This window comes from Candidatus Poriferisodalis sp., assembly GCF_965208895.1.
Taxonomy (GTDB): domain Bacteria; phylum Actinomycetota; class Acidimicrobiia; order Acidimicrobiales; family Poriferisodalaceae; genus Poriferisodalis.
Window position 1 is genome coordinate 2,976,401 of record NZ_OZ242363.1, and the last position, 14,428, is coordinate 2,990,828.

Annotated in this window: 15 protein-coding genes; 12 read left to right on the top strand and 3 right to left on the bottom strand. The window is 65.1% G+C overall.

Annotation, left to right across the window (positions count from 1 at the left end; genetic code table 11):
* Positions 1–364 precede the first annotated feature (364 nt).
* The 5 genes from ACOGJB_RS13410 (at position 365) to ACOGJB_RS13430 (ending at position 5,270) form a co-directional block, all read left to right on the top strand.
* The gene (locus tag ACOGJB_RS13410; RefSeq protein ID WP_419837604.1) at positions 365–496 is read left to right on the top strand and encodes a hypothetical protein; all 132 of its coding nucleotides are present in this window, start codon (positions 365–367) and stop codon (positions 494–496) included.
* A complete protein-coding gene (locus tag ACOGJB_RS13415; protein WP_419837605.1) occupies positions 475–861 on the top strand; it encodes a hypothetical protein in 387 nt (128 codons plus the stop codon). Before ACOGJB_RS13410 ends, ACOGJB_RS13415 begins: the two co-directional genes overlap by 22 nt.
* Positions 862–931: 70 nt before the next feature.
* A complete protein-coding gene (locus ACOGJB_RS13420) occupies positions 932–1,342 on the top strand; it encodes an RDD family protein (RefSeq protein ID WP_419837606.1) in 411 nt (136 codons plus the stop codon).
* A gap of 178 nt (positions 1,343–1,520) precedes the next feature.
* On the top strand, positions 1,521–2,816 hold the full coding sequence (locus tag ACOGJB_RS13425) for a bifunctional ornithine acetyltransferase/N-acetylglutamate synthase (RefSeq protein WP_419837607.1): 1,296 nt from the start codon (positions 1,521–1,523) through the stop codon (positions 2,814–2,816).
* A gap of 87 nt (positions 2,817–2,903) precedes the next feature.
* Positions 2,904–5,270 (top strand): ATP-dependent helicase, encoded by a 2,367-nt coding sequence (locus ACOGJB_RS13430; protein ID WP_419837608.1) that lies wholly within the window; start codon positions 2,904–2,906, stop codon positions 5,268–5,270.
* Positions 5,271–5,297: 27 nt separating this feature from the next.
* On the opposite strand, the gene ACOGJB_RS13435 is transcribed toward ACOGJB_RS13430, so the two are convergent.
* Positions 5,298–5,651 carry a hypothetical protein gene (locus tag ACOGJB_RS13435; protein WP_419837609.1) on the bottom strand — a complete coding sequence of 118 codons (354 nt, stop codon included), beginning with the start codon at positions 5,649–5,651 and terminating at the stop codon, positions 5,298–5,300.
* Between the two features lie 176 nt (positions 5,652–5,827).
* Between ACOGJB_RS13435 and sucC the strand changes: the two genes are divergently transcribed.
* Both sucC and sucD read left to right on the top strand, forming a co-directional pair.
* Positions 5,828–6,976, top strand: coding sequence for an ADP-forming succinate--CoA ligase subunit beta (gene sucC, locus ACOGJB_RS13440; protein WP_419837610.1), 1,149 nt, complete (start codon positions 5,828–5,830; stop codon positions 6,974–6,976).
* 159 nt (positions 6,977–7,135) lie between these two features.
* Positions 7,136–8,020, top strand: a complete 885-nt coding sequence (gene sucD / locus ACOGJB_RS13445) for a succinate--CoA ligase subunit alpha (RefSeq protein WP_419837611.1) — start codon at positions 7,136–7,138, stop codon at positions 8,018–8,020.
* On the opposite strand, the gene ACOGJB_RS13450 is transcribed toward sucD, so the two are convergent.
* Both ACOGJB_RS13450 and ACOGJB_RS13455 read right to left on the bottom strand, forming a co-directional pair.
* A complete protein-coding gene (locus tag ACOGJB_RS13450; protein WP_419837612.1) occupies positions 8,017–9,228 on the bottom strand; it encodes a glycosyltransferase in 1,212 nt (403 codons plus the stop codon). The two genes, sucD and ACOGJB_RS13450, sit on opposite strands and share 4 nt — an antisense overlap.
* 29 nt (positions 9,229–9,257) lie before the next feature.
* Entirely contained in the window at positions 9,258–9,611 is a 354-nt protein-coding gene (locus ACOGJB_RS13455; RefSeq protein WP_419837613.1) for a hypothetical protein, read from the bottom strand.
* Between the two features lie 190 nt (positions 9,612–9,801).
* Here ACOGJB_RS13455 and ACOGJB_RS13460 point away from each other — a divergent pair, with 190 nt between their 5' ends.
* From ACOGJB_RS13460 to ACOGJB_RS13480, 5 genes are all read left to right on the top strand, one after another.
* A complete protein-coding gene (locus tag ACOGJB_RS13460) occupies positions 9,802–10,083 on the top strand; it encodes a hypothetical protein (protein WP_419837614.1) in 282 nt (93 codons plus the stop codon).
* Between the two features lie 116 nt (positions 10,084–10,199).
* A complete protein-coding gene (locus ACOGJB_RS13465) occupies positions 10,200–11,201 on the top strand; it encodes a lysylphosphatidylglycerol synthase domain-containing protein (RefSeq protein ID WP_419837615.1) in 1,002 nt (333 codons plus the stop codon).
* Between the two features lie 169 nt (positions 11,202–11,370).
* Positions 11,371–12,552 carry an AAA family ATPase gene (locus ACOGJB_RS13470; protein ID WP_419837616.1) on the top strand — a complete coding sequence of 394 codons (1,182 nt, stop codon included), beginning with the start codon at positions 11,371–11,373 and terminating at the stop codon, positions 12,550–12,552.
* Positions 12,549–13,169, top strand: a complete 621-nt coding sequence (locus ACOGJB_RS13475) for a DUF4276 family protein (protein ID WP_419837617.1) — start codon at positions 12,549–12,551, stop codon at positions 13,167–13,169. The genes ACOGJB_RS13470 and ACOGJB_RS13475 overlap by 4 nt, the downstream gene beginning before the upstream one ends.
* Positions 13,170–13,485: 316 nt before the next feature.
* On the top strand, positions 13,486–13,830 hold the full coding sequence (locus ACOGJB_RS13480) for a RipA family octameric membrane protein (RefSeq protein WP_419837618.1): 345 nt from the start codon (positions 13,486–13,488) through the stop codon (positions 13,828–13,830).
* Positions 13,831–14,428 lie beyond the last annotated feature (598 nt).

Sequence of the window (14,428 nt, forward strand, 5' to 3'; positions counted from 1 at the left end):
GTGGCTGCGATGCAGCGCCGACTGCGAACTTCAAATTGAATTTTGCACGTCCTCTACTTGGAGATTTGCGCGTGCACTCCTTGGATATCTGCACACGACCGGGCCGATGGACTGGTTCCAATCGTTGGCGCCCGCCCGTTGCAAGGCGTGCTAACTAAAACTGATTTTTGATTCAGTCAGCAACCGCTGTGATCGCGCGCTGCTGGCTGAGCGGCTAAGGGGATAGAGGTCGTGCGGTGAATCACTGCGTTGGTATTGTCGAGCAGATGAAGCGTCATTTTGCAGCAGTCCTCGGTGGAAACTGTTCGAACTTGTCAGATTCGTCCGCAGGCTGATCAAGAGACCTGTCTATACCCTCGTGCAGGTGATGATTCCTGGTACGAACATCCCCGATCCGACGGCCACCCCGACGCAGGTGGTGACCGGATACGTGACGGAACCGGTGGTGGAGCGCATCGTCGAGGTGAGCCATAAGTGGTGGTGCCGGAACGGTTGAGGTTGAGCATGTGGACCAAGCCGGAACGCAGAAGAAATTCGCTCGGGCCAAGCTGGCGCGAGGTACGTGACCTGCTGGAGAACCCGGCGCGCCGCTTGCGAGCCTTCCGTTGGGGGATCATCATCTTGGCAGGCTTGGCAGGTGCATCCGCGGTCTTGCTGTTCCTGTCTCCTGACGCTCCTCGATTCACCGCTTGGGGTCTTGCCGCCACGTCGTTGGCGCTGCTTGCGTTCCTGTTGAGGCTGGTGTTGAGCAGCCTGATGGCTTTGGATGACGCGCGTTCACTGTCTCGGTGGATGGCGGAGAAGCGCAGCCATCGACGACTGGCGAAAGAGGCCGCGCAGCGGAGTCTTTTCGATCGGTGAGACCGCATCCAGCCCGACGAGTCTGCGTGAACCGGCGCGCGGCGATTGACGACGGGGAACGACGATCCTCATGACGTCGTCGGCGCCGTGGCCGCCGCTTGGCCGTCCTGACCGGCCTGGGGCCATCCTGGATGCGGCCAATCCGTTTCGTCGGTTCGCGGCGTTGCTTGTCGATGGCTTGGTGAGCACGCTGACATTCGGCATCGGCTGGCTGATCTGGCTGGCGTTCACGCTCCGTCGGGGTCAGACGCCTGGAAAACAGGTGCTCGGCTTAGTTGCTGTGCGTGCGGATGGCACCTCGTTCGGATGGGGCCGAATGTTCGCCAGAGAGGTGCTCAAGCACGTCTTCTGGACGGTGACAATCGGTATCGGCTTCCTCGCGGACGCCCTGCTGATACTGCTCGGCGACGACGAAAGCCGCTCGGTGACCGACCGGCTCATCGGCAGCCGTGTGATCAACCGTCCCCGGCCGAGCAGCTGAGCCTCGTCACGCCTGCTGCTTGAGAGGCTGACTCCGACCAGGGGCCACGCTGGCGGCTGACACGCTCGTTCCTATGGCGGCGGGCCGCTGAGAAATGCAGCCATGTATCAACCTGCGGCCAGTACCTTTGCCGCACGCCGCGGCCGGGCCGCGAGGGAGCATGCGACAGGGGCTGATCATGACTTCAGCAGGGGCCAAGAACGCAGCTGCATCGGTGAACCTGCCCGTCGGCTTTGCCTGCCACGTCGGCAACATCGGCATGAAGGATGAGACAGACGATGTGATGGTCTTGGCCTCCAGTCGGGTGGCCGCAACGGCTGGCGTCTTCACCAAGAGCCTGTTCGCCGGCGCCAGCGTTCGGCTCAGCAGGGCCAACGTTGCCGACGGGCGAGCGCAGGCGGTCGTGGTCGTGTCGAAGAACGCCAATGTGGCGACCGGTGAGCAAGGCGAGCGGGACGCAGCGAACTTGGCGCAGCGAGTCGCGGAGCTCGTGGGCTGTGAATCTGATCAGGTGCTGGTGGGCTCCACCGGAGTGATCGGCGTGCGTTACCCCGAGGGGAAAGTCGACGCCTACTTCGACAAGCTGGCTGCTGACGCCGAGGGAACTGTCCCCGCAGCCCAGCGCGCCGACGGCCCGATGGCTCGGCGTGGCGGGCCAACCGGTGATGGCAACGTCGAGGACGTGAGTCACCGTGGTGGGCAAGGCTTGTGGAAGGCCGATGCCGCGGCTGCGGCGGCCGCAATCATGACCACCGACACCCATCCCAAGACCGCGAGCGCCGCAGCCGGGCCGGGCAGCGTGGTCGGCATCGCCAAGGGCTCGGGGATGATCGAGCCCGACATGGCCACAATGATCTCGGTGATCACCACCGACGCCGAGATCGCGCCCGACCGGCTCGACGCCATGCTGCGCCGCGTGTGCGACGTGACGTTCAACGCGCTCAGCGTGGACACCGACACGTCCACCAGCGACATGGTGGTGATACTGGCGAACGGCGCAGCCGGTCAGGTTGACGAAGCCGAGCTGGAAGCAGCGCTGGGTGCGGTCAGCTTGGACCTCACTCGCCAACTGGCATTCGACGGCGAGGGCGCCGAGACCCTGATCGTGGTGAACGTGAACGAAGCTCGCGACGACGCGCAGGCCAAGCGCGTCGCCAAGGCGATCGTGAACTCCCCCTTGGTGAAGACCGCCGTGCACGGCTGTGATCCCAACTGGGGTCGGGTCGCGATGGCGATCGGCAAGTGCAGCGACGAGACCGACATCGACCCCGGGCGCGTCCGGATTCGCTTCGGCAGCCAAGAGGTGTATCCGACGCCTGCAACGCCCGAGGCCCTTGGGGAGCTCGAGGCATACCTGGCTTCGGACGAGGTGCTGATCTCGGTGGATCTGGGCATCGCAGGCGGCGCGTTCACGGCCTACGGCTGCGATCTCACCGACCAGTACGTTCGCATCAATGCCGACTACACGACATAGAGCGCTGCGCGTGGGTCCTTCGGTGACGGCCGCAATCAGGAGCGGCTCAATCCCATGGGTGCCTGCCGTGTCCGAGAGCCGGTGCCGATGAGCACTGGCGACGATCTGATCCTCGCGCCGCTGAACGCCGGTCAGCGCGCCGCGGTCACCCACGGCGACGGCCCGGCGCTCGTGGTGGCCGGGGCCGGCTCTGGCAAGACGCGGGTGCTGAGCCACCGCATCGCCTACCTGCTGGCGCAGCGCCAGCTCAGCCCGTTCGGCTTGCTGGCGATCACCTTCACCAACAAGGCGGCGGGGGAGATGCGCGAGCGCATCGGCAGCCTGGTGGGCTCGGTGGCGCAGCGGATGTGGATCTCCACCTTCCACAGCGCCTGCGCCCGAATCCTGCGCAGCCACGCCGACGTGCTCGGCTACCCCGCCACGTTCAGCATCTACGACCAAGCGGACTCACGGCGGCTCACCCGCTATGTGGTGCGCGACCTCGACTTGGACCCCAAGCGATACAACGAGCGCGCGGTCCACGCGGCGATCTCGACCATGAAGAACCAGCTCACGACGCCCACCCACGCAGCCGAGCTGGCCGACTCGCCCGACGGCGGCGGCCCCTTCAACCGCGACGTGGCCCGGGTCTACTCCGAGTACCAGAAGCGGATGCGACGCGCCGGCGCCATGGACTTCGACGATCTGCTGATGCTGGGCGTGGAGCTGCTCACCACTCACGGCGACGTGGCCGAGCACTACCGGCAGCGCTTCTCGCACATCCTGGTCGACGAGTACCAGGACACGAATCTGGCGCAGGTGCGGTTGATCGGGCTGCTGAGCGGGCCCGCCCAGAACGTGTTCGTCGTCGGCGACTCCGACCAGTCGATCTACGCGTTCCGGGGCGCGGACATCAGCAACATCTTGGAGTTCGGCGCCACTTTCGATCACAGTTCGACCTACGTGCTGGACCAGAACTACCGCTCCAGCCAGGCGATCTTGGACACCGCCAATTCGGTCATCCGCAACAACCTTGGACGGCCGCCGAAGAACCTGTGGACCGATCAATCCGGCGGGGCAAAGCCGATCCGCTACCGCGGCACCAATGAGGAAGACGAAGCGCGCTACGTCTGCTCGGAGCTGCGACGCCTTCACGGCGAGGGCCGGATCGACTGGTTCGACGCTGCGATCTTCTACCGGTCGAATGCCCAGTCGCGCGTGATCGAAGAAGAGCTCGTCGCGAACGACGTGCCGTACCAGATCATCGGCGGCACCCGGTTCTACGACCGGCGCGAGATCAAGGATGCGCTGGCATTCCTGCGTGCCGCGGTCAACCCCTCCGATGAGATCTCGCTGAAACGCATCGTGAACGAGCCCGCCCGCGGCGTGGGAGACCGTTCCATCGCAAAGCTGGACGAAGCAGCTGCCCGTGACGGTCTGTCGCTGACCGAGGTCATCAACCGACTCGATTCCACTGACATACGGGGGAAGGCGCGCGCCGGGCTCGTGCAGTTCCGCGAGCTGCTCGCCGACTGTGCCGCTCGAGTTGCCGACGGACCGGCTGCCGTGCTCGAGACAGCGCTAGAAGGCTCTGGCTACGCGCAGGCCTTGCGCGACACGAACAGCATCGAAGACGAAGGACGGCTCGAACATCTGGAGGACTTGGTCGGCGGAGCCGCCGACTTCGAGTCGTGCGACGAGTTCTTGGAGCACGTGTCGCTGGTCAGCGATGTAGACGAGATGAGCGACGCCTCGCAGGTCTCGCTGATGACGCTCCACGCAGCTAAAGGCCTCGAGTTCGACGTGGTGTTCGTGACTGGCCTCGAAGACGGTGTCTTCCCCCACCACCGCACGCTGACAGATCCGCTCGAGCTGGAAGAAGAGCGTCGGCTGGCCTATGTGGGCATCACCCGTGCTCGCGAGCGCCTGTACCTGACCCATGCCTGGAGCCGGATGCTGCACGGCCAGACCAGCTACAACCCGCCGAGCCGGTTCATCGGCGAGATCCCCGAGCAGCTGCTCGACGACCGTTCGCCCGACACCGGCCGTTACGGCTCGTCGTGGCGACCAGCTACGAGCGACTGGGGCGCCAACCGCGGCGCCGGAGTGCGCAGCGGCAGCGGAACTAGTCCGACCAGCGAGTACAGCCAGCTCGACGATGCGGAGCTCGCCGCTCGGGGTCAGCAGCGAGCCGATCCCGCTCGCCATGATGACGGCATCGCCAAGGGCCGGGAGTCTCGCCGGGCGGAGGCCCGTCGCCGGGCGGCCCGCAAGTCTGTGGAGCCCCAACCGGCAGCGACGGCCGATATTGGCTACGACGTCGGCGACGATGTGCTGCACGCCCGCTTCGGTGCCGGAGTCGTTCAGGAAGTGCGGCCCGACGGCGACGACTGGGAGGTCACCGTGCACTTCGCCGAAGCCGGCACCAAGACGCTCGTCGCGAGCTTCGCCGACCTGCGCCGCATTCGATCCTGACCGGCAGCGATTCGGCCGCCGCGCCGCTTAGCTCAGACCGAGTGCCAAGACGGTGCCCCAGATGGTGATCATGAAGCCCGCCATCGTGAACATCAGTGTCCGATTCTGCGACGCGATCGTCCGCGTCAATTCTGCTAGATCGGTCTTGAACTCTGCGCGCAACCGTGCTTCCAGTGCGTGGATGTCGGCTTTGGTGGCCACTTGGAGTGCGTGGATGTCGGCGCTCGTGGCTGCTTGGAGTGCGTGGATGTCGGCTTTGGTGGCCACTTGGTCTGCGCCGTCGGGGAGGATGCACTTCATAAGCGTGTTGGCGGGCTGTTCGCCCAAGGTGTTGATGAGCTGCTGCACCATGGCGGTGCGCTCGATCTCGTCGATCGCCATGCTGGTCTCCTTCACAATAGAGGGTGCCCAAAGGGCCGGATCGCAGGGAAGTGACGCCACGCATCAGCAGGAGGCAACAGTAGGCAGCGGACGGCGGACCGTGGGCTCGATTTTCTGGCCACGCTCATGAGGCGGGCCGCAGCGGGCGACAACCCTTCGCTCCTATGCTCCCCGCCGTGGATCTCTTCGAGTATCAGGGCAAGCAGTTCTTCCAGGGCTACGGCATGCCGGTATCCGACGGCCAAGTTGCCTTCAGCGTGGACGAAGCGGTAGCCGCCGCGGAGCGCCTGGGCACGCCGGTGATGGTCAAGGCGCAGGTGCACACCGGCGGGCGCGGCAAGGCAGGCGGCGTCAAATTCGCCGCCACTGTCGACGACGTGCGGACCTATGCCGCCAACATCTTGGGGCTCGACATCAACGGCCACATCGTGCAGCGACTGTGGATCGAGAAGGCATCGGACATCTCCGAGGAGTACTACGCCAGCTTCACGCTGGATCGCTCAGCCAAGAAGCATCTCGGGATGCTGTCAGCCGAGGGCGGCGTGGAGATCGAGACGGTTGCCGCCGAGAATCCCGACGCCATCTCCAAGGTGCTCGTGGACCCAGCCGTTGGACTCACCGCCGAGGCCGCCCGAGCCTGGGTGGAGGGCGCCAACCTCAACCCCGTCGCCACCGATCAGGCCGTCGAAATCCTCCAGCAGCTCTACACCGCCTACACCGAAGGCGACGCCGACCTCGTCGAGATCAACCCGCTGATCCTTACGCCCGCCAACCGGGTGCACGTGCTCGACGCCAAGGTCACCCTCGATTCGAACGCGGTGTTCCGTCATAGCGACTACGAGCAGTACGACGAGACCCAGCCGCGTGACGAGCGCGAGGAGGCCGCCCATGCCAAGGGGCTGCAGTACGTGGGCTTGGCGGGAAGCGTCGGCGTCATTGCCAACGGCGCCGGGTTGGCCATGAGCACGGTCGACGTGGTGAACCAGGTGGGCGGCAAGCCCGCCAACTTCCTCGACATCGGCGGCGGCGCGAATGCACAGGTGATGGCCAATGCGCTTGAGGTCATCAACAACGACCCCGACGTGCGGGCCATCTTCATCAACATCTTCGGCGGCATCACCCGCGGCGAGGAAGTGGCCAACGGCATCATCGGGGCGCTCGAAGCGGTTGACATCGAAGCGCCGATCGTGCTGCGCCTCGACGGCACCAACGCTGCAGAGGGCCGCGAGATCCTCGCCCCTCACCTCAACGAGAAGCTCGTGATGGAACCGACCATGCTCGACGCTGCCCGTCGAGCCGTCGCGATGGCCGCGGCAGCGAGCTGAACGGGAGCTTCAGATGAGCATTCCCCGCAGGGCAATTCGTTCAATCAAACGTGATGCGGCCGTGACGGTCGCGGCAAGGGCATGACGTGAGCATTCCCCGCAGGGCAATTCGTTCAATCAAACGTGATGCGGCCGTGACGGTCGCGGCAAGGGCATGACGTGAGCATCTTCGTCGACAAGGACACCAAGGTCGTCTACCAGGGCCTCACCGGCTCGCAGGGCCGGTACTACGGCATGCTGAACCGCGACTACGGCACCAACGTGGTGGCCGGCACCAATCCCCGCAAGGCGGGCACCGACGTGGAAGGCGTGCCGGTATTTGCCAACTGCACCGAGGCAGTAGCAGCGACCGGCGCCAATGCCTCGTGCATCTTCATCCCGGCACCGGGCGTGTTCTCCGCCGTGATGGACGCAGCCGAGGCGGGCATCGAGTTCGTGGCGTGCATCACCGAGGGCGTGCCGGCGCACGATGAGGCCCGCTTTTTCAACATGCTGAAGCGCGACTTCCCCGGGGTCCGGCTGCTGGGGCCGAACTGCCCGGGCATCATCACGCCGGGCGAGTGCAACATCGGCATCACGGCGGGCCACATCGCCAAGTCCGGCGGTCCCGTCGGAATCGTGAGCCGGTCGGGCACGCTGACCTACCAGGCGCTGTACGAGCTGCAGCAAAAGGACATCGGCGTCACGACCTGCGTGGGCATCGGCGGCGACCCCGTGCCGGGCACATCGTTCATCGACTGCCTCGAAGCGTTCGAAGCCGATCCCGACACCAAGGCCGTGATGATGATCGGCGAGATCGGCGGCTCGGCCGAGGAAGAGGCCGCCGAGTACATCAAGCACAACATGTCAAAGCCGGTGTCGAGCTACATCGCCGGGGTCACCGCGCCCCCGGGCAAGAAGATGGGCCACGCCGGTGCCATCGTGTCAGGCGGCAAAGGAACGGCTGCGGCCAAGATGGACGCGCTGCGCGACGCCGGTGTGCGCGTCGGGCTGAACCCGACCGAGGCCGGCGAGCTCATGGCGGAGATCGTCGCCGAGCTCTAGCCCCCGCCGAGCTCGGCGTAGATCTCGAGCAGCGCGGCAGCGTGGGCTTGCGGACCGAAGGGTGCGAGCGCCGCTGGGCTTGAGGAGGCGCCCGCGCCGAGATCTGATTGCAGGGCTGTGGTGAGTGCGTCGGCCAGTGCCCGGGCGTCGTCGGGCCGGACCAGGTAGCCGTTGGTGCCGTCGGCGATGAATTGCGGCGCAGCGCCGACCTTGGTTGCGACGACTGCACGGCCTGCTGCGAGGGCCTCGGCGACCACCATGCCGAAGCCTTCACGCCGGCTGGGCACGCACACCAGGCGGGCTCGCCGGTACCACTCGCCGATCTCTGCTGGGGCGACTGCGCCGGCGAACTGAACGGTCACGCCGCGGCGCATGGCCAGTGCCGCGAGCAGCGTCCGGTCGGGGCCGTCGCCGACGATGACCACGTCGGGCCGTTCCGCTGAAGGCATCAGCGCCACGGCCTCGATCAGCACGTCGAAGCCTTTCTCGGACATCAGTCGCCCGACGGCGACGACGGGTCCGTCGGGGGGAGTGGGCGTCGGCGTTCCGAGCCGGTCGGCGCCGACCGGCATCGAGACGATCCGCAGCAGCGGGCCGGAGCGCCGACCTTCGGGCTCAGCACTCGGCGGCGGGCGCAGGCCGCCACGACGTGGCAGGAGTGACGCAGCCCAGTCGCGCAAGTCCTCTGACACGGTCACCACGGCACCGGCCCGGCGAAGCACCCGGCGGGCAAGCCAGCGGTGCACTGCGTTGGTGGTGACCGCGGCATCGGAACCGTGGACCTGCACGACGCTGCCGACGGGCCGCCCGGCCGCCATGGCGGCGCCAACAGCCACGAGCCCGCACGGGAACCACCAGTGGCCATGTATGACGGCGGCATCCCCAACGACACGGTTGCGCGCCTGGCGGGCCGCGGTCAGCGTGAGCCTGGCGATCATCGGGATGACCCACAGCGCCGCCAGGCCCGAGAACACCCGGTAGCTCTCGCCCAGTGCCACCCGGGCTTCGATGCGCGCAGGAGCGAACCGAACCCGACGCACCTCAATGCCGTCGACGTCACGGCGGCGTGGCGCGTCGGGATGAGCGGGACACACCACCGTCACATCCGCGCCCGCTGCGGCAAGCGCTCGTGCGTGGTCGGCCAGGAACGGCTTGTGATGATCGTCCAGCGAGGTAGGGAACCCCGGCGTCACCAGCACCACACGCATACGCCCAGTCTGGCAAGCAATCCGCGCCATTACGGATCCGCGAGAGGAGGCTGAGAAGTCCGAATTGGAGCCAGCGGTGCACTCGGCGAGTCGTCAACGCTCAACCATTCTCCCTCGAAGAGCACGAGCTTGGGGTCGGGGAGGCCTGATGCGCCGGTTTCGCCGTCAGCCGAGACAAACTGGTGCGCGTAGGCGACCACCTCGTGTCCATTCATGTAGATGACCGTCTGACTCAGTGTTCCGGGCGGTTGACCCGATGAGGCCGCCGCCGCTGTTGGCGGCAACGGGAGCTTGAAGTACTCCCCGTTGCGCTCTCGTGGCAGGACGTCTGAGTTGAAGATGGCCCTCAGTTCGCGGGCTGATGTGGGGGTTGTGTGCTGCATGCCACTGAGAATGTGAATGTGCCCGCCTGGTGTGACCTCAAGGGTCGTATGGCCAACTTCTTGAACGCCGAGTCAACAAGACACGAGAGCACTGAAATATATCGAAACATAATTAAAACATGTACGGCACCGGTGCTAGATTGGTTGGGTGGTGAGTGCAGGCGAATCCGTGGAACGATCTCGGCGACCGATGTCGACAGGCGATTCGCGCGCGGTCTTGGAGTCGTGGCTGCCGACGGGACCTGCTGATGTATCGGGCCTGCTTGCTGACTTGACGATGTTGACGGTCAATGGCGACTGGTCACCGCTGACGCTTGAAGCAGCGCGCCTCGTGGGTGAAGCCACGTCCGCAGGCTGGGCAGACCACAGGCTGGTTGAGGCGCTCGCCGATGTTTTGGCGGCCGATGCTCGGGGTGACCTCGACGAGCAATCGGTCGAGCTCGCAGTCCCTGGAGCAGGTCCGCTCGATTGAGTCCCTAGTTCGGGATTCCTGCCTTACTTCGCCCATCCGCTGAGGACTCGGGGCCTCGGTACGCTCGGCGGGATGCTGGCGGGGCGGCCGATGAGCGGCGGCGAATCGGCGCCGTCGTGACGGGCTCGGACGGCGGCACCGGCGAGCGAGGGCGATCGGGCACCGCCGTACGGTGGGCGGTCGGGCTGGCAACCGCGGCGATGATCGTCTGGCTCGCCGTCCGCTACTGGGATGACCTGCGCCAGATTGACCTTCAGGTCGACGCCGTTGGGCTGGTGGCGGCCGTGGTGGTGTCGATGACCGCGACATGGTGCCTGGCACTCGGATGGCGGGAACTCATCGGCGGCTACGGCACTCCGCTGGCGCAACGCCCGGCGTTGCGCATCTGGATGCTGTCCCAGGCAACGCGCTACCTGCCGACCGGGCTGGTGCCCATCGTCGTCCGAGCCGGCCTTGCTGCCCCGCTGGGCGTCAAGCGAGCCGCCGCCGGGGCGTCGGTGGTAGTCGAGACTGCCACGCTGGTCGGCTGGTCGGCAGTGTTCGCGGCACTGTGGGCGCCAGCCGATTGGCTGGGAACCGCCGGGGGCTGGTTCGCCCGCATCGTGATCGGCGTCGCCGCTGCGGCCGGCCTGGTGACCCTGCCGTGGACGCTGGCGGGCGCTGGGGCGTGGTGGCGCCGCATCGACGGTCTGATGCGGCGAGTGGGCCTCCTGCGCCGGATCTCCGGGCTGGTTCAGCCCGACGCGCTCAGCGCAGAGCGGGCGGCTGTGTGGCGGGCAACATTCGTCTACGGATTGGCCGTGGCGCAACGTCTCATGGCGGCGGTGCTGCTCGCGGGGTCGCTGCTAGCCGCCGGTGCCGACGACGTCTGGCTGATTGCAGGGGCGACCGCTGCAGGAATTGTCGTCGGGATGGTGGGCATCATGCCGGCGGGGCTCGGCGTGCGCGAGGTCGTGGTGGCGGCCCTGCTGGCCGAGCGCTTTGGAGTGGGCGACGCGGCCGCGTTCGCCATCGCCGTGCGGCTGCTGGAGTTCGCCCACGAACTCGTGATGCTCCCGCTCGCAGCGGCGGGCAGGAGCACGGCGAGAGGATCGGGGCATGGCCGGAATGCCCACTAACGCGCTTCCCCCTGACTGGTCGGCGGGGAAGGCACTGTCCGCGCCTGCAAGATAGACCCGCGTTGCAGGCCCCACAGCTGGCCTCGCCGTAGGATTGCGTCGCGCCTTGGCGTTTTCCGACGGTGCTCGGCGGGTGCCGGGCTGACTTCGATGTGAGAGTGCCGGCCTTATGGACAGCGAACCCCACCTGCGAGAACACGCGATCCGCGAGACGAGTGCGGCCGAGTCTCGGTCCCGCCTTGAGTCGGTCTCGATTCGTGGCTTTCGGTCGCTCGCCGATGTGCAGCTGACTGGCCTCGGCGACGTCACGGTGCTCATCGGGGCGAACGGATCTGGCAAATCGAACGTCATGCGGTTCTTCGAGATGCTGAGCTGGATGGTCCGCTCGCAGAAGCTCGAACAGTTCGTCGCCCTGCAAGGCGGTGCCGACGACCAGCTGTTCATGGGCAACAAGGTGACACCGCGTATGGAGGCCAACATCCGCTTGGCGACACCGGACGGTGTCAACGAGTATTCGTTCGCGCTCGCCTACGGTGCCCCCGACCGATTCGTGTTCACCGAGGAACGCCTGCGCTTCAGCCGTGACGGCATCGAGGGCCACGCGCCGTGGCAATCGGCAGGCAGCGGCCATACCGAGGCCCGCATCCATTCGGCCGCCCAAGGCCGGCTTTCCGGTGTCAACGCCACGACGGCACGCGTCATCCGCTGGCTGCTTCAGGACTGTGGGACGTTCCAGTTTCACGACACGTCCGCCAGCGCCAGCATGAAGCAGCGCTGGGACGTGACCGACAATCGGGGCCTGCGGTCGGACGGTGGAAACCTCGCAGCAGTTCTGCTCCGCCTGCAGGATGAGTTCCCGGATCGCTTCGAGTGGGTGCAGCGAAACGTCCGCCGTGTGCTGGCGAGCTTCGACAGCTTCGTCCTCGAAGAGGAGCACGGGCGCGTGCTGCTGCGATGGCGTGGCACCGCCTCAGACAAGACCTTCGGTGCTCATCTCACGTCAGATGGGTCGCTGCGGTTTTTTGCTCTGGTCACGCTGCTGAACCTGCCGCCCGAGATGCTGCCGAGCGTCGCGTTGATTGACGAGCCCGAGCTCGGACTGCATCCGGCCGCGGTCACCCTTGTCGGCTCGATGATCGAGTCGCTGGCAAGCGAGTGCCAGGTCATCGTGGCTACACAATCGCCGCTACTGGTCAACTGCTTCGGTCTCGAGGAGATCGTGGTGATGGAACTGGAGGATTCAAGAACGGTTGTGCGCCGCGAGGGTCGCGGTGAGTACGAGCGCTGGCTCAAGGAGGATTACACGACGGGGGAACTCTGGCAGATGAACCTGCTGGGCGGCCGTCCGTGAAGCGTGTCGCCATCGTCGTGGAGGGCGACACGGAAGAGGAATTCGTCAAGCAGGTGCTGAGTCCGCAACTTGCAGCGCACGGTGTCGTTGCGGCAGCCATGAAGCCCAGCGGCCGAGGCGGCGACATCAGCGTGGACAGGCTGGCACCCGTCATGGCAAACCTCTCGTGGAACTTCGATGCGGTCACCTCGCTGGTCGATTTCTACGGCTTCAAAGGCAAGCGGGCTGGCGAATCCGCAGCAGATCTGGAGGCGCGGATCGACGCGAACGTCAGGCAGCACAACCCGCAGGGCACCCGCACAGTTCCCCAGTTCGCGTACGTCCAGCTGCACGAGTTCGAGGCGTTGCTGTTCTCGGCCCCGGCTGCGTTCAACATCATTCCGAGCCTGCCGCCGAACGCTCTGAATGCGCTCCAGCAGGTCGCTCGGCAGTTCGCGACTCCCGAAGAGATCAATGATGATCGCATCACTGCTCCGAGCAAGCGCATCGCTCTCGCAGTTCCGAGCTTCCGCAAGCGCCTGCATGGCCCGGCCATCGCGAGAGAGATCGGTCTCGAAACAATCCGAGCAGCCTGCCCCCGCTTCGACGCTTGGGTCAGCCGCCTCGAATCTCTGTAACGCCAACTCGTCGACCGCGTCATCCGACGGATGTGGCGCGACAAACAGACCCGAAACCGGCCCCTCGCACCTGCAGGTTGACAAGGGAGCGTCGGACAGTCCCGTCCTTTGGGCAAGTAGGACTCGCTGACATTTCTTATGCTTCGTTCGACGACTGGATGTGGTGGCGTCAGCCCATCGGTAGAGGACTGCCATGCGAAGAATCTGGAAACGATCTCAAGCACCTGACAATCCTCGAAACGCAACCGAGATGGAGCGACAGCAGGCGATCCGAGCGGCACTTTGGAATTCAGAGCAAGCATTTGACGGTGACAGCATGAGCACCCTGATCACGCAGTACGGGCTCTATGTGGAGTCTGCCGAGAAGGTCAGCCACCGACGGGGTATGGCGAACAACTTCTTCCTTCTGGTCAACTCCGTGGTATCGGTCGCGTTGGCCGCTTTCGGCCTCTCCATCGAGAAAGCTGCCCTATTGCCGCTGTTTTTCTCCGCGGCGATCATGCTGAGCGTCTGCGCCTTGTGGGGCTTCACTGTCCACAGTTACCGCCAGTTGAACTCGGCCAAGTGGAAGATCGTCAACGCTCTAAGGCGTGTTTACATAGGACTTGGCGAACATGCCGTTGGTCCATCGTCTTCAATTGGGTGGGTGGAGACGAAGTAAACTCTTGCGTGCGGGTGTCGCCTCAAACGCAGGTCACCCGGCAGCACACGGTGATTGCCCGGACGGCAGGCGCGTCCGAGTATTTCTGCGATCTGCTCGGCCGACCTCGAAAGATACGGTGTGAATGATGTGTCCGCGTACTGTTCGAACTGGTATCTGTCGATGCAGGGAGCAAAGTCGGACCGAGTACTGTCAAGCAACTGAAAGAAGCTACGGAACCTACTTGCGTCTATAGTCAGGCTCGTCTTCGTGTCTTGCCCAAATGGACTGTTTGCATGCCGTTCAGCATCCATGACGATGGGTTCCCAAAGGTTGTTTTCCCTCTCGTATATGAATCGTGAATCAAGCAATACTTTGGCAGATTCAGGCAAAGTATCGTAGATTTCTGTGAGCTTGTGGCCGTGTGGATATATCTCGTATGCGTAGACGGCGTATAGGTATTTCAGCCATAGTTCGCAAGACATGGAAAGCGCCGCAAACCAGACGCGGTAACTCGCCCGGGTGTCGTCGTCTAAAGCGAATTCATACGGTGTGTCCGACTTCGTCCACTCAATATTTTTCGCTGTACGCAGCCAAGCATCAGCGTCATATTTCAATT